Consider the following 20,362-nt stretch of genomic DNA (forward strand, 5'->3'; position numbering starts at 1 on the left):
AACTTTGTGTGATGACTGAAAGACGATTTGGGGCGCTGAACCTGTTTGCTATTCTTTTGATACTGGTGTGGTCTCCCCTTCCCTTATTGGCACAGTGGGAAGAAAGTCTTAATGGTAACGAATGGATTAATTACTCAAAAAAATACCTGAGAATAGAAGTCACTTCTCCTGGAATCCAGAGAATTAAAATCAGCGATTTACCAAAGGAATACCAATCGATCGTCAGTTCTACCTTCCAGTTGTGGCATAGAGGCAAAGAAGTTCCGTTGATTAAAGCTGATGCCCAGGAAATCCTGTTTTATGGTGTAATCAATGACGGAAGTTCGGATAGCTTGGTTTTCCGTCCCAAAACGGCCCGCAAGCATCCGTATGTCAACCTATACGCTGACCGCGGCGTCTATTTTCTCACAACGGATAGCAAACCTAAAAAGCTTCCGACAGTTGACGGAAGCAAACTTAGCGGTATAGTAGAACCTTTTCATATTCAAAAGGACGTAAAAACTTATAAGGAAGCTTTTGGCGAATCAACCAGATTCTCCAGTTTCCTTAATAACAGCTTCTATGAAGCGGGAAATGTCTGGATGAGCAAGCGGCTAGCGGGGCTGATTTCCTATCGCAGCATAGCCCCCGATACGATTTACCGCTCAGATCTGCAACTACAGCGATGGGCGAAGAGCGAGATCCGAAAGCCGTCGTTGGAGCTCTACCTGGTCGGGTCCAGTGCATATGCACATAACATATTCGCCATGGTTTCTCCCGATAAAAGCAAGTACAGGACCGTTTCCAATCACCCGTTTTCAGGCTTTGAACACCGTAGGGACACCTACGACCTGGAAAACTCGGATTTTAGTAGTTCCGGGGCAGGGACACTCAAACTGGCTTCGGTACCGGCAAGTCCGGCAGACACTATTGATTGGTTCAATATTGCCTACTACGTAATTGACTATCCGCAGAGAACAGAACTACCAGGCTCCGGGTACCAGCTCTTTTCTTTTCCGTACCGGGATACCTTTTCAAGGAGAATTGAAGTTTCGGGAACTAAGCCGGCTTCCCTGGCTTTTGATGTTACTAACCCGGATGCCCCCATCCAGATAAGCCCGGTACAAAAAAGCGGTAGTATTGAGTTTCAGGTAACAGCAATTGACAAAAAAGCGCTTAAAATCTTCGTAGCAAATCCGGAAGGCTACCAAAACATCCCGAAGACATTGATATCCGAGGTAAATTTAGGGCCGGTTTACACATTTGACGAACAGTCGAAACCTGCTATTGGCCCTATTAACAAAGCCAAATACGATTATTTTATCGTCACAAGCTCACCGCTGATTGAGGGAGCGACGGCCTATGCCGAATACCGGTCGTCTTCGAGCGGTGGAAGTCACAAAACCTTAGTCATGAACATTCGGGACATTTATGATTTGTTCAACTATGGTGAGCCCAGCCCGATCGCGATCAGGAACTTCATGAAATATGTGCTTGAAAATAAAAGTGCAGAACGTAAAGGGTTGTTTCTTATCGGCAGAAACACGAGCTATCCGTTGAGAGTCGTACCGGAGCTGGTCAATGAAGTTCCCACATTCGGAGACCCAGGATCCGATAACCTGCTCATTGCAGGTCTGGCCGGCAACCATGCAGATGTAGCAGCAATGCCCGTGGGCAGGCTGCCCGCATTTAACAACGAGCAGATTCTGGGATACCTGGAAAAGGTAAAAAGTTATGAGCACGAGCGCTTCGACATATCCTGGAGAAAAAATGCGCTCCACATGAGTGGCGGACAGAACGTTTCGGAGATTCAAACCCTGAAAGGGATCCTTACCCGAATAGACCCTATTTTATCCAATAGTTCTTATGCAGGCACAGTCTCTCACATTGTGAAGACAATTTCCAGCCCAACTGTACAACGGGTGAATATCAGTTCGCAAATCAACAATGGCATTGGGTTGGTAACTTTCTTTGGACACGGCTCTTATCTTGTTACTGATCTCGATATCGGGTATGTTTCAGACGTATCGCGGGGATATGCCAATAAAAATAAATACCCGGTTATGTACTTCAACGGCTGCGGTGTAGGAAATATTTTTTTAAGCAACTCTACTGCTATTCTCTCCGATGACTGGCTTTTGACTCCAAACAAAGGTGCTATCGCCATCATAGCAAATTCTTACGACAGCTACATTTCCTCCTCCGCAAAGCACATACAGACTTTCTACGAAACGCTTTTCAATGAGGAAAGCAACTCCGCTAGTATTGGCGAAACTCTGCTGGCAGTCTCCAGAAAAATTGCAAATGGTTCGGGATACAATGCCTACGACGCAGCGGGCCTGCACCAGATATGCCTTCAGGGCGACCCTTTGCTTAAATTATTAAAAGCCGAAGAACCAGATTATATTGTAAGCGAAGAAAGGCAAAGCATCTTTGTTTCGGCAACGGAGAAAGACAAATCAATCGGGCAATCTCAAAAAGTCAGAGCGGGTGTCGCGGTGGTGAACGGCGGAATGTACCGGAACGGTGAGAAAATAGAAGTTAAGGTTACTTTCGAATACAAAAACGGCAAACGGGAACTGGAAACCGTTACGCTTAATGATTTGAGAAATGCCGATACTTTATGGTTCGATATGGAGAACGTCAAGGATTTAGAACGGCTTGAGGTCATTCTGGATCCTCAAAAAAAATTAACAGAATTCTCTAAGTCCAACAATGCGTCTGATCTTGTTTTTGATTGGGAGAAAGCAAAAGATGTAAGACTCTATCCATCAGACCCCATAGGGGATTTAATTTCCCCCCGATTCAAAGTACTCTTCACTTCACGGGAAATCCCGAATGAATCCTCCATTCCCGTGGGGACTCAAATCGATTTTACGATCAATGACGATCGGATACTGGATCCATCCACAGTAACTCTGGATGCCTATATTCGCAATTGCTGGGACGAAAACTGCGAGACAAAACCGATCCTACTGGATCCGACCTGGTTGACGGGCAGCTCTAACCGCGAATTGGTCTACACATACAAAGGTAGTCCGTTAGCCCCCGGGGAATACCAGATTCTTTTTTCCGGAACCGACAAATCGGGTAATCGCCCCATTGACGGTGGTTATACTGTTTTTTTCCGTGTGGTCGCCGAGGAAAATACCCTTAGGGTTATTGCCTCACCTAACCCCGTCAGCGGCAACTTTGTCAAATTCTCGGTGGAGAAGTACCCGGCCGGCACCCAATCGATTACTTTCCATATTTTTAACGCGTTGGGTCAGGCTGTCTATGAGCACCGGATGAGTGATTTCGACAATAATCTTCCGAAATCGTGGTATTGGAATGTCAAAAATGCTGACTCCGGATTATACACTTACAAAGTAGTAGCAGAACCTGCTATTACAACAGGCGCAATCCGTGTAACTGGTAAGCTTGTCGTCAACAAATAGGCTATCTACCGGATGATTCGAGCAGCACTACTGTTTGGTTACCTTCAGCCATGCAGAAAGCATGATCACCTGGCCAACGGAAGTCAACAGCGAAGAGATCTTATCTAGGCTAAAAGAGCGGCTTTCAAAAAGTTGCTTGTTGTACATGAACGCATCCCTGTCAACATAGCTCCAAACCGGTGAGGATTCGTGCAAAAGGTCAGAACAGCATCGATACATGTTCTCAGTCCACTCCGTTACTTCGTCCCCTTCAGGAGAGGTTTTGTTACTCCTCAGCCTAACCGATTCGGTCAGGATTCCTTTTAACCCCTCACGCAGCTGTCCCCGTCCTACCCCATCGTAAAATTTCAAATCGGCAGGAACGGACTCACATAGTTCATACAAAGCGGGATCGCAATACGGAACTTCGATCTTTACACCGACAAAATTCCCCAGGGCATAAAACTCCTCCAGCATACGGATATTGTGGGTAATCTGAATATCCCTGAAAAGCCCTTCGTGTCCGCCTTCTTCAACTTCAGTCCTCCTGGAAGCCGGTAATGCCACCGGTTTGAACTTCTTACCCGGGCCACCGGATTTTCTAACAAGCTTTCCGGCCATTGTCACTAGGATATCAACAGGATTCAGCTTAAGGCGGAGACTTCCCCATAGCGTAAGACCGGGTATTTTATACCATTCTGACGACCTCCAGGCTGTCGACAGCTTTTTCAATAAATAAAATTTCTTTATTCTGCGAAAAACAAATGCTTTCCCCTTTTCTTTTCTGAGAGAAAAATACTTGTCTGTTTCACCCAACTTTTCCAGTGCTTCATTCACACGGCACCAGGCTCCTTGCTCCCAATAAGCATCAATACATTCCCGCCCGTACCCTACCACAGAATCTCCCAAAGCACCGCTCAGCATAACATCGCAATTCCTTTCTTTTAGCCGGAGGAGTATTTCATAGAGCCGATCAACTCCCAGCATAGCTGGAGGCTGCCCCAGCTCCCTTACCAGGTCCATAATGAGTCCCGAATCAGGCTTCGCAACCGGCAATTTAAGCAGTTCCACTCGACAATCTGTCGCTACATCCTCCAAATAACTAAAATCGTGACGCTTTAGTATTTCGGGATCAGTCGGAGTTTTACCGGTCATAAACATGCCTATAATTGTATCGTCAGCCCTTATTTTTCGCGCAATGCTAACCAGGGAAGAGGAATCAAGCCCGCCGCTTAACTGGGAAGAAATACCATTTTTATTCTTCAGCGCAGCTTCTACCGACCTAAACAGGCGTTCCCTGAAAACGTCACCGAACGCCGATAAAGTCTTTAAACCTTTATACCGGCTATCAGCCAAACGAACAATATACTCATGATGCGGGTTCCCCGTAGAAATCTGGGTCAGATAACCGGGCAACGCTGCTTTTATTTCGTTATAAAAAGTAGCGGCTTTATATCTGGCACTATAATTGCCAGGCGACAGATACCTCTGAATGGTGTCGATATCAGGAGTCACACACTCCCTTACCGCCGGGAGATTGGAGAGCGCCGAATAACTCGTCGAGAAGTAAAGCCGACCCCCTATCAGACTATAAAAGAAAGGCAGTCTCCCAAAAAAATCGCGGAAAACATAGAATCCATTGGCATCCAGCCAAATACCCAACAAATAAGGTGACTTGGGGTCACCCAGGAGCGCCCGGAAAGCCTCAAATGTCAGTGTTGATTCAGAATATTCATCGGTGGAGAACACCTGATAGGTTACCCCGCCCCTGGTACAAAAAAAAAGTACTTTTTCATCCTGAAATGAAAAGTACTCCTTCAAGTTCAAAGAATTTGTTAAGCCTTTGAGCTTTATTGATAAATGAGGACTATCCGGATCTATTTTGAAATCCGGATTAAAAACCCCGATCAATATCCCCACAACTAAAAGGAATGAATGTTAGAGGATAGAAGAAAATCTTAGAGGATAGAAGAAAATCAAGGAAGGGGATTCTCTCTATCACCGATAGTTGTGTTGTCTTCTATAGCGCTGCCCTTATTTCCTTTTGTAAGCTCCTTCACTTCTCCAAGATCTTTCAACAATGGTGCTTGATACGCTTTGCGCTCGTTCTGAGATTGCAAATCTACAATTTTCATAGTTTACGTTATTTAATTTTGACAAGTTCTATAGCCCGGCGTAAAAGTAGGTGTATTTTCCTAATTTCCAAAGATTCGTCTCAAAAAAATGGCCGTTATGAGCGCTGGGACCGCATAGTTCATGGTCCTTACCGGAATATTTCTATTTAACGGTAGTTTTCAGGGCACTTCAAATTCGATCAATTGCCTGATCGTACTTAACCCTGAAACAATTTCCCTTTTCCCCAAACACGCTTCGCTTTCCTGGCAATACTCATAGTCGGTCTGTTCGTCGAACACAAGCCCCACACCCGCAGCGTATTTGCTGTACCCATTGTTGTACGACACAACATCGTCATCCGTGCTGTACCTGCCCTGCACCTTCAAGGTCTTCCCGAAGCTCAATTCTCCTACCGTATCCTCCCGGCCTATGTATGCATAATAGCAATCTTCCCACCCTTTCGTATTGTACTTGTTAATGTCCCAGCTCTCCGTATTCCTGATCGGAAAAACCATAGGCATCGTCGTCACATCATCTATGGTTAACAAATACTTTTCCGGATACCGGGTAACGGTATACTCCTTCACTTTTTGCCATGAATCAATGGTAGAATTTCTTCGCGAGCGTGAAAAAACAAAAACGGGGAAACCGTCCAATGAAACATCTTCCCTGATTACTTCATCTTTTTCAAACCATTGTGTAATTTTCGGCTCTTTATTCCCCGCAGAATACCGGGTTTCATTAAGCTGATACACATACCTGGAGTTCAACTTCAACGGAAAATATTCATATTCACTTTCAGGGTTTTCTTCATTCCTGTCGCAGGCCGACCAGCTGAATGTCAGCATCAAAATGGCAAATACGCGACCAATATTTCTCAAGTGATTATTCATTTTTACAAAAATTGCTAGGTGTGAGGGGTGAGGTGTGAGCGGCAGACGACCTACAGGTGCTAAAACCTGAACGCTCACAACTCATGGCTATTCATATTTATCTTCTGTTCGATTCAAATGTCCTGTAACCAATCAATAAATCAGACCGGCCGGCCGGCGGGCGATGATAAATCAATACGTCATAATCATTTTCAGTAGCCGAAAAATTCCCCTCCAGGACCAGGTCGTCAACTTTCTTTAGCGCCTGATCGGCCACCACGTACTGATAATTGACTACGCCCTGTTTTAGCATAATCACGGCATGATAAGCCTGGTGATCCGGGTCGTAGGCCATCCGGTTGATTTCGTTCCGCTCCCAAAGGTTAAAAGCCCCGTCCACGTATACTTCTCCTTCGCGTAATTCCCCCATTTTCAAGGTAAAAATAACCGGTGTATAATCGGCCTGCACGCTCCCGTTCCGCGATTCGCGATGGTCGACAATGTATCGTCCGTTGAAATCATCCATCTGGAAATACGGAGAACCCGCCCTCGGTTCGTCTACCTGCAGCACCAGCTCGGTGTATTCGTCCGTTCGTTCTATCGCTGCTATCCCGAATCCCCTTCCGCCCAGCGAACGGCTGTCGAAATAACGATACTCGTTTCCCCCTGAAAAGTTGTTTTCCAATTTAAAGAACTGAAAGTCCAGAACCTGGTCGAAGGGGTTTACGCTGCTCGCCTTAAAACCTGTTTTTGACTGGTCCCACCGGAAGTTTTTCCGGATCACGACTTTCAGGTCGGTTTGGGGAGAAGCCAGCTGATAGCCTTTGTAGTCAATCTGGAAATCCAGCTGCTGCGCAGTCCGCTGCTCGCTGATCCCCGATGAAGCGGCCACGCCCCCTCCTACTCTAACCCTGGGGTCATATACCATAAACCGCCGCGACAGCACCGGCAACCGGTCGTCTCCATATACTACCAGCACGTAATTTCCGGAAAGTTTGACTTTCGGTACTGAAAAAACATAGTGGTTATAAGGCACCTTGGTACTGAAGGCCGGCCGCACGTCGGTAACCGGGTAGTCGTTGTATTCGTAAGTAAACTCTACATCGCTCAGGACAGACTTTGTCCAGTCGGCATTGCAATGAAAAAGCTTCGCTCTAAAGGGGCGGCTGCGCGGTACAAGCTCGTCAAACTCAAGTGTCAGCCCGATGTTTTGCTCAAGCGGTATCACGGGCTGCCCGAGTAGCCTCCTGGGATCATCGCCGGTGCTTCCGCCCGGGTAAAGCAACACGGTCTTAATGGTTTCGGTGTAAGTTTTGTCGTTCAGCTCTACGTCTCCGGCGGGCTGCGCAAAAAGGCGCCCCAACGCTGAAAGCATCATGAAAACGACTAAAAAGAGGGTAAAACGGTTCACAATGGTGTTTGTATACTGAACTATATAAACGCTCAAAACCACAAAAAGCATACGGATCCCTGCAAAAAACCTTTTCTCCCGTAAATCATCCGTTCCTACTGCCCGGGAACCATCGATAACATCCTGCTATGTGGTCGGCAAAACGTAGCCTAAATTTGTTGCATCAAACAAAAAACAACAGCCATGAACAACAAGAACAGATTATTCAGAAATACGGAAAACAAAATGCTGGGCGGGGTAGCTTCCGGTATCGCAGACTACCTGAGTATCGATGTCACCCTCGTACGCGTTTTGTTTGTCCTGGCAATTTTCGTCCCCCACACCTTCCCGATTGTACTCGCTTACATCGCAATGTGGATCGTAATGCCGGCAAAAAAACCGAACCAGGAACCGCTTTCGCTCCAACAGCCAACCGTTGACTAACGTCAGCGGTTGGCCCGAAAGGATTTAATTCCTCCGGCCCAGCTCGTCTCTCAACTGAGCCGCCTTTTCGTACTCTTCGTTCTGGAGGGCTTCTTCGAGCATGCTTTGTAACTTTTCCGTTGACAGCCCCCTGATCTGGTCTAAAAAGCTTCCCTTCAGATGAGGCTCCGACACCACCTCTTCACCCAGCACATCCGGCTCGGCAGGCGTGCTCACAATACCGGCTTCGTCCAATATTTTTTCAGCTACGTAAATGGGCGCATCGAACCGCAGCCCGATTGCAATGGCGTCTGAGGGGCGGGCATCTATTTCTACGTTCGTGATGTCATCACCACAAATGATTTGCGCGAAAAAGATCCCTTCCCGAAGATCGGAAATTACAATTTCTTTCACTGTAAATTTCAAAGCCGCCGCAAAAGACTTGAACAAGTCATGCGTCATGGGCCTGTTCGGCGCAATTGCCTCCATTTGAACCGCGATTGCCTGCGCCTCGAAAACGCCTATTATTATCGGAAGTCTGCGGGCACCCAACTCCTCGCCCAAAACCAGGGCAAAAGATCCTTGCTGCGACTGACTGGGTGACAATCCCAGGATTTCCAGTTTAACTTTTTTCACCTTAAAAACGATTGAATCACGCTTCCCTTTCACACTAAACCCGAATATCAAAAGCGTCTGCAAAAATAGAAAACCGTTTTTGTATTAAAAACAGTTCATCTTTTATTCTATTATTCGTTTCCGCCCTATCCTCAGCCTGTTGTTCCCGGTCTTCCGGCCACCAAATACGGCTTTCAAAAGTCCCGGTATCTATTCGGAAGTCAGGTCCGATCCCTGTCGCAGGGGGCGCATGATCACCTCCAGGTTAAACACGACAATCGAAACGATGATCAGGCCGTAGCTGACCAGCTGCATCCCGCTTACCGGTTCTTCGAAATACCAGATCGCCAGCATAAAATTAATAATGGGGTTGGCATACAGCAACATCCCCAGGTTCGACGAACTGATTCCTTTCAAGGCATACAAATTCAGTGCGAGCGGAAAAACGGTCAGTGCCACTACCAACACGAGCATATACTGGTAGAAGAAAGGTTCTGCCGGCACAGAAAACGTGGTAAAAAAAGCCAGGCAACCCAGGAAAACAAGCGCAACCAGCACGTGAAAAGTTAATATTACCAGGCTGTCAAACCCTCTGTTAGCGCGTTGGCTAACCAGGTAAGCGCCATAGGAAAAGGCGACAATGAGGCTGTACAGAACGTCTTCCCAATGCCCGAGCGACAGGAGCCAGCACCCCAGGACACTAAGTCCTACCGCTGCCCACTGCCTGTTGGCAAGTTTCTCATCCAGAAAAATACTGGCCAGGACCATTGTGACGATCGGGCAAACCAGGTAAGAAAACGATGCTGCCTTTACGCTGATATGATTTACCAGGAAAATAAAGAAAAACCAGTTGGAAGTAAGGAAAAGCCCCCCTACAAAAGTCAGCCAGACGGCCCTGATTCTTTTTTCACGTCCCAGGCTAAGGAAATGCCGGTAACTTTCCGCGGTGGCATTCCGCCTGAAGAACAACCCGATCATCACCAGAACTGCAAACGCCAGGACCACCCGGTAAAACAAAATATCAAGGGAGGCATAGGCAGCGAGCGGCTTCACTGCCAGACTGCTGAATCCCCACACTACAAACGCCCCGAGCCCGGTCAGATAGTATTTCATAAAGTCAGTAAAAACCAAATTTGCGATGACCGCATCAAAAGCCGGTTTTACGCACCGCACTACAAATTTCGGGCTTTTTTCAGACTATCCGAAACAATTGTGAAGGAACCACCAAGGATTCCGACCATTCATCCGCTCATATTCGCCATTCACACCAAACTTGATTTCAACTCCCTTTTCACGCACTAATTTTGAATCACTAAAACAAACCAATCTATTAGCCGATTCTAAAAACAAAGCCATGAAAACTCAAATTAAAACCATCGCTTGCGCGCTTCTTATCGCCACTGCACCTCTTTTCTCCGCTTTCGCTACGGAACAACAGCAACCGGCCCAGAAAGCTTCTCTGAAAACCGGGATGTACTTCTCGAAGGACGGCCGTTTGAACGTCAATATTGAGAACAGCCTGAACAAAGCGGCAAAAGTACTTATCCGCGACAAGGACAACCAGGTTGTTCTGGAGCGCAAAACCATGTCACATGCCACACTATCCACCCTGAAGATTGAAGTTGCAGATCTTCCGGACGGTGCATATACCGTAGAAGTCTCCAACGGGAGAGATCGCGTCACACAGAACGTACAGCTTGAAACACCCAAACAGGAACGCGTCCTGGTAGTGGGCAAATAAGAGTTAACTTGATCAACAAATTGCAGTGTGCTCCGTCATTCCGGGCGAAACGCAGTGAAGCCGTGGAATTTCCCGGAAAAAGGAGATCTCTCCGTTCGCTGCACTTCAGTCGGGATGACGGGGCTTTTTTATGCCCCGTCTTTATTTTTTGTCCAAATCAGCGAAGAATCCCCGTAGCTGAGAAAACGATACCCTTCCGCAAGCGCCGAGTCGTAAATAGCGCGCCAACCGCTGCCAACAAAGGCGGCAATCAAAAGAATGAGCGTAGAACCGGGCTGATGGAAATTGGTCACCAACCCGTCCAATATCCGGAAACGATAGCCCGGTGTGATAAAGATGCGGGTCTCGGCAATCAGGGTTGCGGTTTCCCTTTGCTCCATAAAGTCCAGGACTGCGTTTAGCGACTCCCGCCTCGTCGGCAGGATTCTGTCTGTATAGGGTGCGTTTTGTTGCACCACCAAAGCGGTATCGCCTTCCAAAATACCGACGCCAAGCCAGTAGAGACTTTCCAACGACCTCAATGAGGTTGTACCCACTCCTACTACTCTCCCCTGGTGCGCGGCGACTTTTGATACAAGGTCCTTGGTAAATACGAGCTGCTCGCCGTGCATGTCATGCTCCCTGACGTTTTGAGCTTTGATCGGCTGAAAGGTCCCGGCCCCCACATGAAGGGTTACAAAAGCGCGTTCTACTCCCTTCGCTGCCAGTCCTTCCAATACATCTTCAGTAAAATGCAGCCCGGCAGTAGGCGCTGCAACCGCGCCGTTCTGACGCGCATAAACAGTCTGATAAGTATCCGAATCGGCCGATTCGGCTTCCCTGCCCAGGTAAGGCGGCAGCGGGATACTACCGATTGCCACTACCACATCCACAAACGGATGATCGCCATTCCAGGAGAAAGTTACCAGATTGCGCTCACGGTCATGCCAGGAAGCGCGCACTGCTACGGTTTCCTCTCCGACGTCGCAATGCAAGACCAGCTCATCGCCCTCTTTCCAACGCTTTTTATTGCCGACCATACAGTTCCAGGTACAGGAGTGCCGGACCTGCATGGCCTCGCTGACAATGCGTGTGGGCTCCTCAGGGTGCAGCATAAGCAACTCTATTTTTGCACCGCTGGACTTCTGAAAGATTGCCCGCGCCGGGATTACTTTCGTGTCATTGAAAACCAATAGGGTATCGGCAGGAATATAATCGCTTAGCCGGTCAAAGCGACTGTGCACCATGCGGCCGGCCTCGTACACCAGCAGTTTCGACCGGTCGCGATCAGGCAGCGGATAACGCGCGATCCGGTCGTCAGGCAAATGGTATTGAAATTCTGAAAGTAGCATCTTCGACTCAGAGGGTCGGAACAGGCGGCCGGAACAAACGAAAAGGCAACACTACAAAAACCAGGACCAGCAACGCCAGCGATCCGTAGGACAGCCATTCGAAATCGAAAATATCATAGGTAAACTGCTTGCTATTGACAGTTGCCAACGCAAAAAGTCCTAACGCAAGAATTACGTTCACCGCACCGACTATGGCAAACAGCCAGGTGCCGAGAAACTCGACCAGTTCGCTTTTATGCTGCGCCCATGCTTCCTTCTTCGGGATAGGCATTATGCTGACCGGAATGCGGTGCAACTGCTTTTTCATTGCGACAATGAGCACATTGTTCAAAAGAAAAACAGCACAGGCCAGATAGAACAATTCCGATTTAGAGAGAAAAAAAGAGCCATTCCCCGCCGCGTCGTAGCTTAGCGCCACTTCTTCGGCGTTGACGGAGTAGGTCCAGATAATGGCAGCTACCGCCAGCAGCATTGAGCACCATCTCCAGGTTATGGCCGCAAAAGTTGAAATTTTCATGTGATAGACTTAACTCGTCAATTATTTTCGTGACAAAATTAGGTCTTAAAAACCAAAGAACCGGACGAAAACCACCAAACTTTAATAGGGATGAGGTTTGAGGTGTGAGGGATGAGCCCGCTCACACCTGATCCCTCACACCTCGCCCCTCAAACCTTATGAAAATCTACACCAAAACCGGCGACAAGGGAATGACTGCGCTGATCGGCGGCGTAAAAATCAGCAAGTCTGATCTCCGGATAGCCTCGTATGGCGACGTGGACGAACTTAACGCTTACATCGGATTGCTTAACGACCTGGAGGTCAATGAAAGCAGACGTGCACTTCTGAAAGAAATCCAGGACCGGCTTTTCACGATCGGGGCAAACCTCGCCCTCGCGCCCGATAAGAGCAGCCGGAAAATACCGGACCTTTCGGAAGACGACGTGTTGCTTCTGGAAAATACAATTGATGCCATGCAGGAAACCCTCCCGCCCCTCCGCCATTTTGTATTGCCGGGCGGGCATCTATCAGTTTCCTACGGGCACATCGCGCGAACCGTGTGCCGGCGGGCTGAACGTACAGTTGTACGGCTGATGGAAACCGAAACCGTCGACCCGGTCATCGTACGCTATCTCAACCGGCTATCCGACTTTTTATTCGTATTAAGCCGCATCATGGGCAGGGAGGTGGGAGCCGGGGAAATCTACTGGGTGCCGCGCCGTTGATTGTTTTGGCGACTTATCAATTCCGAAGGATTATTTTTTCTAAATTGCAACCGTCCGCCGGCGGCGATGCACCGGGACAGTAATAATCTAAGAATAGTTGTTATGGCAACGGAAACCACCACATTTGAAATCAGGAAAACAACACAGTCCCGTATTGCGGAAGTTGATTTTTCCAACCTAGTTTTTGGCAGAAGCTTTTCTGACCACATGCTCGTAGCCAAATATGAAAACGGCCAGTGGGGCAAAACCGAGATCGTCCCTTACGGGAACTTGTCGCTAAGCCCGGCTACTGCTGCGCTTCACTACGGTCAGACTATTTTTGAAGGTATGAAAGCCTACAAAAACGACGAAGGCGAGGTGCTCCTTTTCAGGCCATTTGACAACTGGAAGCGTTTTAATCTTTCTGCGCAGAGAATGTGCATGCCCACCGTCCCGGAAGAAATCTTTATCGGGGGCCTGCAGGAACTCATCCGCCTCGACAGTGACTGGGTGCCGACCGGCGCCGGGCAATCGCTGTATATCCGGCCGTACATGTTTTCTGCCGACGAATATATCGGTGTAAAGCCGTCTGACAGTTACTACCTTATCATTTTCACCTGCCCGGTAGGCAACTACTACAGCAAGCCGGTTAAAGTTCGGGTAGAAACAGAATATATCAGGGCAGCAGAGGGCGGCGTAGGTGCGGCCAAATGTGGCGGAAACTACGGCGGCTCACTTTACCCGGCCAAACTCGCACAACAGGACGGCTACGATCAACTGATCTGGACAGATGCCAAAGAGCACAAATACATCGAGGAGTCGGGAACGATGAACATCATGTTCGTCATAGACGGCAAGTTGGTAACCCCGGCAGTATCGTCCAGTATCCTTGACGGCGTAACGAGAAAAAGTATTGTGGCAGTAGCTGAATACTGGAATATCCCGGTTGAAGAGCGCCGGGTTTCTGTTGCCGAAATCATGGATGCGGTAAAGGCCGGAAAACTGGATGCGGCTTTCGGTGCCGGAACCGCGGCGGTAGTATCACCATTCTCCCATATTTCCTTTGAAGGCGTTGACTATGCACTACCCGAGCTCAACGATGCGTCTTTCCCGGTAAGGGTAAAAGAATTCCTCGAAAAACTGCGTACAGGAAAAACCGAAGATATCTTTGGCTGGACGCTCAAAGTATAAATAATACCAAGGCGCCCGGGGCTGAGGTCCCCCGGGCGCCTTCAACTAATCCTTCTTCAGTAGGATAAACGCCTCCTCATCTCCCAGCCGGTAAGGCTCTCCATCAATTGCTGAAAAGACTTCCTGAACCGTAAACCCCGCGCCCAGGGCAATCTTCCGCAACTCGGATAGCGTATATAAATGCTGTTCGATCGGGTATACAGAAGTTTCTCCTTTTTCCACATAGGTAATACGGGCATGAATTACGCCTTCCAATACGTCGTATTCATTCTGCACCAGGTAGTAGATTCGCTCCTCGCCATCCCCCACTTCCATCCAGGCGTTGTCCTGGAAAGCCGGCAGGATACTCTCGGCCAGCATAGAGGTATGCAGTACCAATCTGCCTCCGGCACTAAGGCTGTCTGCAATTCTGGTAAAAAATACCTTCATATTCTCCCGGTCGAAGAAACTCAGGCTATTGCCCATGCAGTAAGCCGCGTCCATTTTTTTCGGCGGCAATACCGCTTCCAGGAAGTCGGCGCACAGCACCTGTATCCCCAGGTTTTCTTCCCGTGAGGTAACCGTCAGCTCTTCGCAATATTCCCGGGATATATCCACACACCAAAGTTCCGCACCCTTTCCTGCCAGCTGGATCGCATGGCGGCCATAGCCGGAAAACACATCCAAAACTGCATTTCCGGTTTCCAACTCGAGCACATCCCATAGGAATTCAGCTTCAAACTCCGTCTGTTCCTCGCTTTGCCCCAATTTCCAGGCACGCTGCGGAACTCCCTCAAAAAAAGTATGGTACCAGGCCACTATCTCGTCATAATTAGTTTATACCTTCCTTAATTCCCCATCCGGTCGGACAAGAAAAAGCGAAAGTACGCAAAACTTGAGTCCCGCCGGCCTAAACAACGAGATTGCCGGTATCATTCTTTTCAACCCTGTCGCCGACTGCGGCCTTGATTACCCCGAGGTCGGCACTCAGACGTTGCTTGAAAAGCGCAATATCAAAACTGTGGACAATAATATTGGCTCCCTCGTTCACCCATTTCACCTGGCGCTCCGGTTCCAGCGAAAAATGAATCCCTATGTGCAGGCCGCGCGCCCGCGTTTTGGTGATGATCGTCCGGACGGCCGCCTCAAATTCGGGGTGGTCATATTGCTCCGGCACGCCGAGACTGACCGACAGATCGTGCGGACCGATGAATACGCCATCCAGGCCGGGCACGGACAAAAGCTCATCCAGGGCCTCAATAGCGGGCACACTCTCGATATTGGCAATAAAGAGGTTACCCCTGTTGTATTTTTTTACATAGGTTTCCAGCTCGGGAGTGAGCGGCTCCCGCCCTTCGAGGGCCGCCTCCAACTTCTTGCCCTTTAGCGGACGATACTTGGTAGCGCCTACCAGGTCACGAAACTCCGAAACCGATTCCAGGTAAGGTGCCACCACGCCTATTGCTCCTCCGTCAATTACCTGGCAAGCCAGGAAAGGATCCGGTTTGGTAATTCTTACAATTGGCGTAACGCCCAAGGCGGTATATACCTGGCAAAGCTGTGACAAGGGCGCCCGGTCCAGCGGGATATGCTCGGTGTCAATGAAAACAAAATCAACACCGGTTCCCGCTACTGCCTGCGGCCACGACGGAATAGAAGTAGTGACACAGGTTCCGTATACCCGCTCGCCGGATTCCAGCTTACTTAACAAATGATTTCTATCCATATTCTGTTTAAAGTGACATTTTTAGGGGTGAGGTATGAGGGGTGAGGTATGAGGGGTGAGGCGCGCCGGGCTAATTGGTTTTCAAAAGCCATATTTCGGCTACCTGGACACCCCGTTCCGCTGTTTCGCACGTCCAGGTGAATTCCGCTTTTCCGTCGCGGGTTACTTCGGCCGGTATGTCAAATTCGTAAACGGGCTGTTCGCCTACTTTTATCGCGTCATGAATCCGGACACCGCCGTCGCCTACCAACTTTATGTGAGACTTGAACCGCCCCGTGTAAACCACCCGCATGCGGTAGCGGGCATTTTTCTCCAGGTTATCATACCGGACCTTGAGCGGGTTATCATAAAGCACCTCAATCTGGTTGTTCCAATTTGCCGGAACCAGGGGCACCCTGGCCCCGATTTCCGGGATGGTCTTGTACCATTCAGTCCCCGGCAGGCTCAGCCCGAAACCTGTTCGGGGCGAGCGCAAACTTCCCGGGTCTTCCGCCCAGGAGGCATTGGCTACAATCCTGTGCCGGCTTTCCGGGCTCGCCAGGTGGTCGTAGAAGCCGCCGGGACCGGGATCTGTCCTTGCCGTCAGCAGCCTGATCTCTTTCAATTTTGCTTCGGCCTGGGAAAGGGCAGAAATTCTTTCAAGTTGCGCAAGCAGCCAAGGGGCGTCGTTCAACGGGAACTGGATATTATCAATAAAATTCCCTCTTCCCGGCATTGCCCCATGTTTTGAAACGGTCAGCTGAGCGCCGATGCTCCGGTAAAGAGAGTCCGCCAGATCAAAACATCTTTTTCTTAACTCCGGCCGGACCGGCGATTTCCATGCGGATTCAAGAATCGCGGCAGCTTCGGTGACCGCACGGTCGACATCACCGCGGGTGGCGCCTTCGAGCTTTTCAATGGCCCGCCGTTGCAGTTCGGTTTCATAAACCAGTCGCTCTGCGGTATAATGATCGAAATAAGCCCGGATTAACCCCATTTGGAACCTTGCCTGCGCCAATGTCCGGTTATCGGCCTCTTTCTCCATAGCCTGCCACTGCCTGAAAGTCTGTGCGACAGTTACCTTCCCGAGCAGGTTTCCACGACTGTTTTCTTCAAGGCCTTTCAAGCCTTCAGCACCTCTGTAAGCAAACTGAGGGCCGAAAAAAAGACGTGAATAATCCATAAGGGTCTCGGTTACATCCGTTTTCGGATCCCAATCCTGGTCGCTCCAGATAAATTTATTCAGGTCGTCATTAGTACCCTCCGAATAACTGATACTGCCTGTGCAATACGGTGCCACTGCATTATGGAAATGTTTTTGGTCATAAGGACGGGGATTGACCGCTTCGCGGCCCAACGTAACCGCCCATGCTTTGTCCCAGTCGGGTACCGGGTACTGGCAGGCAAGCGAATGGGTAATGTCCGGATAGTTCCTGATGGGAATACCCGGTTTGACACGCGCCCTGATTTCTTCGATAGGAACCTTCACCCAGGGACCGAATACGATTCCGCCCAACCACGGATACCCCTTATTGACATGATCAAAAAACGCATCAAACCAGGGTTTGTCGGGCCTGAACGACTGCGGCGAAATCCATATCTTCGCCTCCGGGTGATATTTCTGCAGCGCGACGGCCACCTGTCCCATCCATTTGAAAAGCTCATCCGGCTCCAAATCACCGGGATCGCCGCCGGGCGCAAAAAGTGCGTTTAATTTGGAAACCGATCTGAATACCTCTTCTCTCTCGGCCAGGCCCTTCCGGATCGTTTCGGGATCGCTGTAATTCTTTTCCAGGTTCGGGTACCACATCCAGACATCCAATCCGTACGATTGGGAAATCCTGGATTGCTCTTTCACCATTTCAAGGGCCGGCACCTTCATGTGACGGCTGGTGGCATCGTCATCGGTATTGGGCGGCAGTATCTCTATGCTGTTGGCGCCGAAAAGAGCCAGCTCCCGGATATATTGGTCAAACTGCGCGACTGTGAACGCGTCGTAAGAATTCGTTTTCGGGCGGTATCCCAACTGGTGGCCGCGAATGGGATAAGCCGGGCTTGTTGCCAGCGCGAATCCCGCATCCGGGAAAATAACCTTACCACCCGACAGCTCAGCCTTCCTGAGAAACCGTCCTACGCCGTACAGCAATCCGCGCGCGTCTTTTCCGACGATCACGACGGTCTTCAGCTCCCGGTTGGCAAATAGCTTGAAACCGTCTTTCCGGATTTCAGGCAATGCGGCATATTGCGCCTGAAACGGCTTCGGAAGTGATGATACATTCTCCTCCAACGCCAGGATGACCAGGTTGTCGCCTTTGGCTGAAACCTTACTGACCGAACGAAACGTCAGGCCCGTCCGGGCAGACACTTCCTCCACCAGCACCTGCCGGGCACGCGCCGGGAGCGGCCCTTCGGGTGCTGACAGGTATAGTTTCGCCTGGGAGAGGTCAAGCTGCGCCAGCGTGGGAACAGTCGTAAGGAGCAGGAAAAGAAATACACGTCCCGCCAGCGTGGCAAAAGATTGAAGCCGTACCATGAATACTGCAATTCGTATGGGGATTTTATTTAATTACGCCAGTTGCCGCAGGAAAAGACTAGTTCCGCCGCGGCAATTTTCGTTTTTTCTGTTTGGGAAACCCGCCCGTCTAAAAGTATACCGGGCCGCCGCCCAGATCAGGCAGCAGCTCGGTATACCAATGACCATTGAATCGGAGAAAAGACTACCAGGGCTTGGAAGTGCCCTGCAACAGCCACATTTTGGCGTAGTGGTGATCTTTGCTCTGTCCCGACGGTATAAATGATGTGCTTCCAAGCCTGGAAACCGCAGCATCATAATTGACCAGATATTTAGGGTCCAGGCTTGGAGAAGGATAAATGTAGCGTACCGGGATAGCGTCACCGTATTGGGCTACAACACCCGCTTTAAGTGCAGGATAACCGGTGCGTCTCCAATCAAACCACGATTCGACGCCAAACCAGGAAGAAATCCACTTCTGCTCCATAATCCGCTCCAGCTTATTGCCGGCAGGCGCATAGGCCACCGAAGGTTGGGCGTAGTAAGCGTCGAAGTTAAATGCGTTGCTTTCAAAAACCCCCATTTTCGTCATCGCCGCCCTGATCGCATTCTTATAGTGCAACTCCGCGTCTGTGATGCCAAAATCGCCTCTCTGCGCTGCCTCTGCCAGCAAAAACTCAACTTCCGCATAGGTCATGAGGTTCATAGGAACCAGTGGGTCCGCATTTTTCCGGTACCGTTCGTGCAGGAATGAGATGTAAGGGTTTCTTTCGTTGTGGTAGGCGGTATTGTCGCTTCCCTTGTTGTACGAAATGGCCTGTGTGATAGGTAGTCCCACGGGCAGCCCTACATAAAGCGAGGTATCGGCGCTTTTGTCATCGGCAGGAACCAGCGTGACCGAGTAATTTTCACCGAACAGGTTGGTAACCGTAACCACCGTTTCCCTGGTCACACTGCGGTCCCATTTTCTTTGTACCGGTTGAATAACCCGGTGCAGGCGCGGATCTTTGAGTGCGAGCAGCTTATCTACAAATGGCTTACCGGGCTTCAGCAGGAAATTGGGGTTCGAGCTGTTCATGGGTCCTCCTTTGGCCGAGTTATCCTTCTCGGTGCCGAGAAACGCGATCGTTGCATCGTCGCCATTGGCTGCAAAAGCCTGGTCGGCTGCTGCCTTGAATTCAGCCACTATGTCTACGCCCATTGCACTCATTTCACCTTTCTTTTCCGAAAGCCGCATGGCATACCGCAGGCGCAGCGCGTTGGTAAATTTCTTCCATTTCGCTGCATTGCCTTTGAACATCACATCGGCGGTAGGCTGTATGGCGTCTTTGGCTTCAAGGGCCGATAAAAGCGCATCCGCCTGCTTGAGGTCGGTCATTATTCCCTTGTAAACATCAGCCTGGTTGTCATACTTTGGGAAAAATGTCCCTGCCTTCGCCTGAAGTGATTCCGAATAGGGAATGTCCCCGTACAAGTCAGTCAGCAGGCCATACAGGTAGGACTTCATCACGAGCGCTACGCTCTGGAAGAATTTGTTGTTCTCACGCACACCCGCTTCATATACCAGCTGGTTGTTCCGGAGAATGTCGAAATAACCTCTCCAGTCGTCCTGGGTCCAGGCGTATTGGTTGACCACAGCAGCATTTTCATTGGTACCCACCTGCATGTATTGCATGGCTGCACCGATTTTGGAACCGTCATTCCCCAGGTTGAATACCAGCTTGCCGGTATTGGTCAACACATACGTCAGGATGAAGTTGGGCGATACCTCCGTCGGGTTGTTCGGGTTTTTATTTCTCTCTGTCAGATCTTCGCAGGACGAAAGGGTCAACCCCAGCAAAACAGTCAGTGCGAACAAAATATAACTGGATGATTTCATAATCAAGGGGT

The 20,362-nt window shown here is 49.5% G+C and carries 17 protein-coding genes; 5 read left to right on the forward strand and 12 right to left on the reverse strand.

From position 1 onward, the window contains the following. The first annotated feature begins 11 nt into the window (after nucleotides 1-11). Complete coding sequence (porU2, locus tag ABD852_RS10420; RefSeq protein ID WP_345028449.1) at nucleotides 12-3,416, forward strand: putative type IX secretion system sortase PorU2; 3,405 nt, start codon at nucleotides 12-14, stop codon at nucleotides 3,414-3,416. Between the two features lie 27 nt (nucleotides 3,417-3,443). Here the strand turns inward: porU2 and ABD852_RS10425 are convergent, their stop codons facing one another. The 4 genes from ABD852_RS10425 to ABD852_RS10440 all read right to left on the reverse strand — a co-directional run bounded on the left by ABD852_RS10425 (nucleotide 3,444) and on the right by ABD852_RS10440 (nucleotide 7,793). Continuing rightward, a complete protein-coding gene (locus tag ABD852_RS10425) occupies nucleotides 3,444-5,216 on the reverse strand; it encodes an asparagine synthase-related protein (RefSeq protein ID WP_345028452.1) in 1,773 nt (590 codons plus the stop codon). Between the two features lie 155 nt (nucleotides 5,217-5,371). After that, nucleotides 5,372-5,530, reverse strand: coding sequence for a lasso RiPP family leader peptide-containing protein (locus ABD852_RS10430; protein WP_345028454.1), 159 nt, complete (start codon nucleotides 5,528-5,530; stop codon nucleotides 5,372-5,374). A gap of 159 nt (nucleotides 5,531-5,689) precedes the next feature. Then, the gene (locus tag ABD852_RS10435; RefSeq protein WP_345028455.1) at nucleotides 5,690-6,391 is read right to left on the reverse strand and encodes a hypothetical protein; all 702 of its coding nucleotides are present in this window, start codon (nucleotides 6,389-6,391) and stop codon (nucleotides 5,690-5,692) included. A 109-nt stretch (nucleotides 6,392-6,500) separates the two neighbouring features. Beyond that, nucleotides 6,501-7,793, reverse strand: a complete 1,293-nt coding sequence (locus tag ABD852_RS10440; protein WP_345028456.1) for a type IX secretion system plug protein — start codon at nucleotides 7,791-7,793, stop codon at nucleotides 6,501-6,503. Between the two features lie 183 nt (nucleotides 7,794-7,976). Between ABD852_RS10440 and ABD852_RS10445 the strand changes: the two genes are divergently transcribed. Continuing rightward, nucleotides 7,977-8,216 carry a PspC domain-containing protein gene (locus ABD852_RS10445; RefSeq protein WP_345028457.1) on the forward strand — a complete coding sequence of 80 codons (240 nt, stop codon included), beginning with the start codon at nucleotides 7,977-7,979 and terminating at the stop codon, nucleotides 8,214-8,216. A gap of 24 nt (nucleotides 8,217-8,240) precedes the next feature. Here the strand turns inward: ABD852_RS10445 and ABD852_RS10450 are convergent, their stop codons facing one another. Next, nucleotides 8,241-8,831: a bifunctional nuclease family protein gene (locus tag ABD852_RS10450; protein ID WP_345028458.1), complete on the reverse strand. Its 591-nt coding sequence runs from the start codon at nucleotides 8,829-8,831 to the stop codon at nucleotides 8,241-8,243. Nucleotides 8,832-9,020: 189 nt separating this feature from the next. Then, nucleotides 9,021-9,923, reverse strand: coding sequence for an EamA family transporter (locus ABD852_RS10455; protein ID WP_345028460.1), 903 nt, complete (start codon nucleotides 9,921-9,923; stop codon nucleotides 9,021-9,023). Between the two features lie 241 nt (nucleotides 9,924-10,164). On the opposite strand from ABD852_RS10455, the gene ABD852_RS10460 reads away from it, so the two are divergent. Beyond that, on the forward strand, nucleotides 10,165-10,551 hold the full coding sequence (locus ABD852_RS10460; RefSeq protein WP_345028462.1) for a DUF3244 domain-containing protein: 387 nt from the start codon (nucleotides 10,165-10,167) through the stop codon (nucleotides 10,549-10,551). A gap of 128 nt (nucleotides 10,552-10,679) precedes the next feature. Here the strand turns inward: ABD852_RS10460 and ABD852_RS10465 are convergent, their stop codons facing one another. Continuing rightward, on the reverse strand, nucleotides 10,680-11,882 hold the full coding sequence (locus ABD852_RS10465) for an S-adenosylmethionine:tRNA ribosyltransferase-isomerase (RefSeq protein ID WP_345028463.1): 1,203 nt from the start codon (nucleotides 11,880-11,882) through the stop codon (nucleotides 10,680-10,682). A 7-nt stretch (nucleotides 11,883-11,889) separates the two neighbouring features. After that, entirely contained in the window at nucleotides 11,890-12,399 is a 510-nt protein-coding gene (locus ABD852_RS10470) for a hypothetical protein (protein ID WP_345028464.1), read from the reverse strand. 158 nt (nucleotides 12,400-12,557) lie between these two features. Between ABD852_RS10470 and ABD852_RS10475 the strand changes: the two genes are divergently transcribed. Then, nucleotides 12,558-13,106, forward strand: a complete 549-nt coding sequence (locus ABD852_RS10475; RefSeq protein ID WP_345028465.1) for a cob(I)yrinic acid a,c-diamide adenosyltransferase — start codon at nucleotides 12,558-12,560, stop codon at nucleotides 13,104-13,106. Between the two features lie 102 nt (nucleotides 13,107-13,208). Continuing rightward, the gene (locus ABD852_RS10480) at nucleotides 13,209-14,276 is read left to right on the forward strand and encodes a branched-chain amino acid aminotransferase (protein ID WP_345028467.1); all 1,068 of its coding nucleotides are present in this window, start codon (nucleotides 13,209-13,211) and stop codon (nucleotides 14,274-14,276) included. A gap of 45 nt (nucleotides 14,277-14,321) precedes the next feature. Here ABD852_RS10480 and ABD852_RS10485 read toward each other — a convergent pair whose 3' ends face one another. The 4 genes from ABD852_RS10485 to ABD852_RS10500 all read right to left on the reverse strand — a co-directional run bounded on the left by ABD852_RS10485 (nucleotide 14,322) and on the right by ABD852_RS10500 (nucleotide 20,351). Next, a complete protein-coding gene (locus ABD852_RS10485) occupies nucleotides 14,322-15,074 on the reverse strand; it encodes a methyltransferase domain-containing protein (protein ID WP_345028469.1) in 753 nt (250 codons plus the stop codon). A gap of 91 nt (nucleotides 15,075-15,165) precedes the next feature. Beyond that, complete coding sequence (locus tag ABD852_RS10490) at nucleotides 15,166-15,981, reverse strand: HpcH/HpaI aldolase family protein (RefSeq protein ID WP_345028470.1); 816 nt, start codon at nucleotides 15,979-15,981, stop codon at nucleotides 15,166-15,168. Nucleotides 15,982-16,051: 70 nt separating this feature from the next. Next, nucleotides 16,052-18,493, reverse strand: a complete 2,442-nt coding sequence (locus ABD852_RS10495; protein WP_345028471.1) for a hypothetical protein — start codon at nucleotides 18,491-18,493, stop codon at nucleotides 16,052-16,054. Between the two features lie 184 nt (nucleotides 18,494-18,677). Then, a complete protein-coding gene (locus tag ABD852_RS10500; protein WP_345028474.1) occupies nucleotides 18,678-20,351 on the reverse strand; it encodes a SusD/RagB family nutrient-binding outer membrane lipoprotein in 1,674 nt (557 codons plus the stop codon). Nucleotides 20,352-20,362: the final 11 nt, after the last annotated feature.

Source organism: Ravibacter arvi, from assembly GCF_039540405.1.
Classification (GTDB): Bacteria; Bacteroidota; Bacteroidia; order Cytophagales; family Spirosomataceae; genus Ravibacter; species Ravibacter arvi.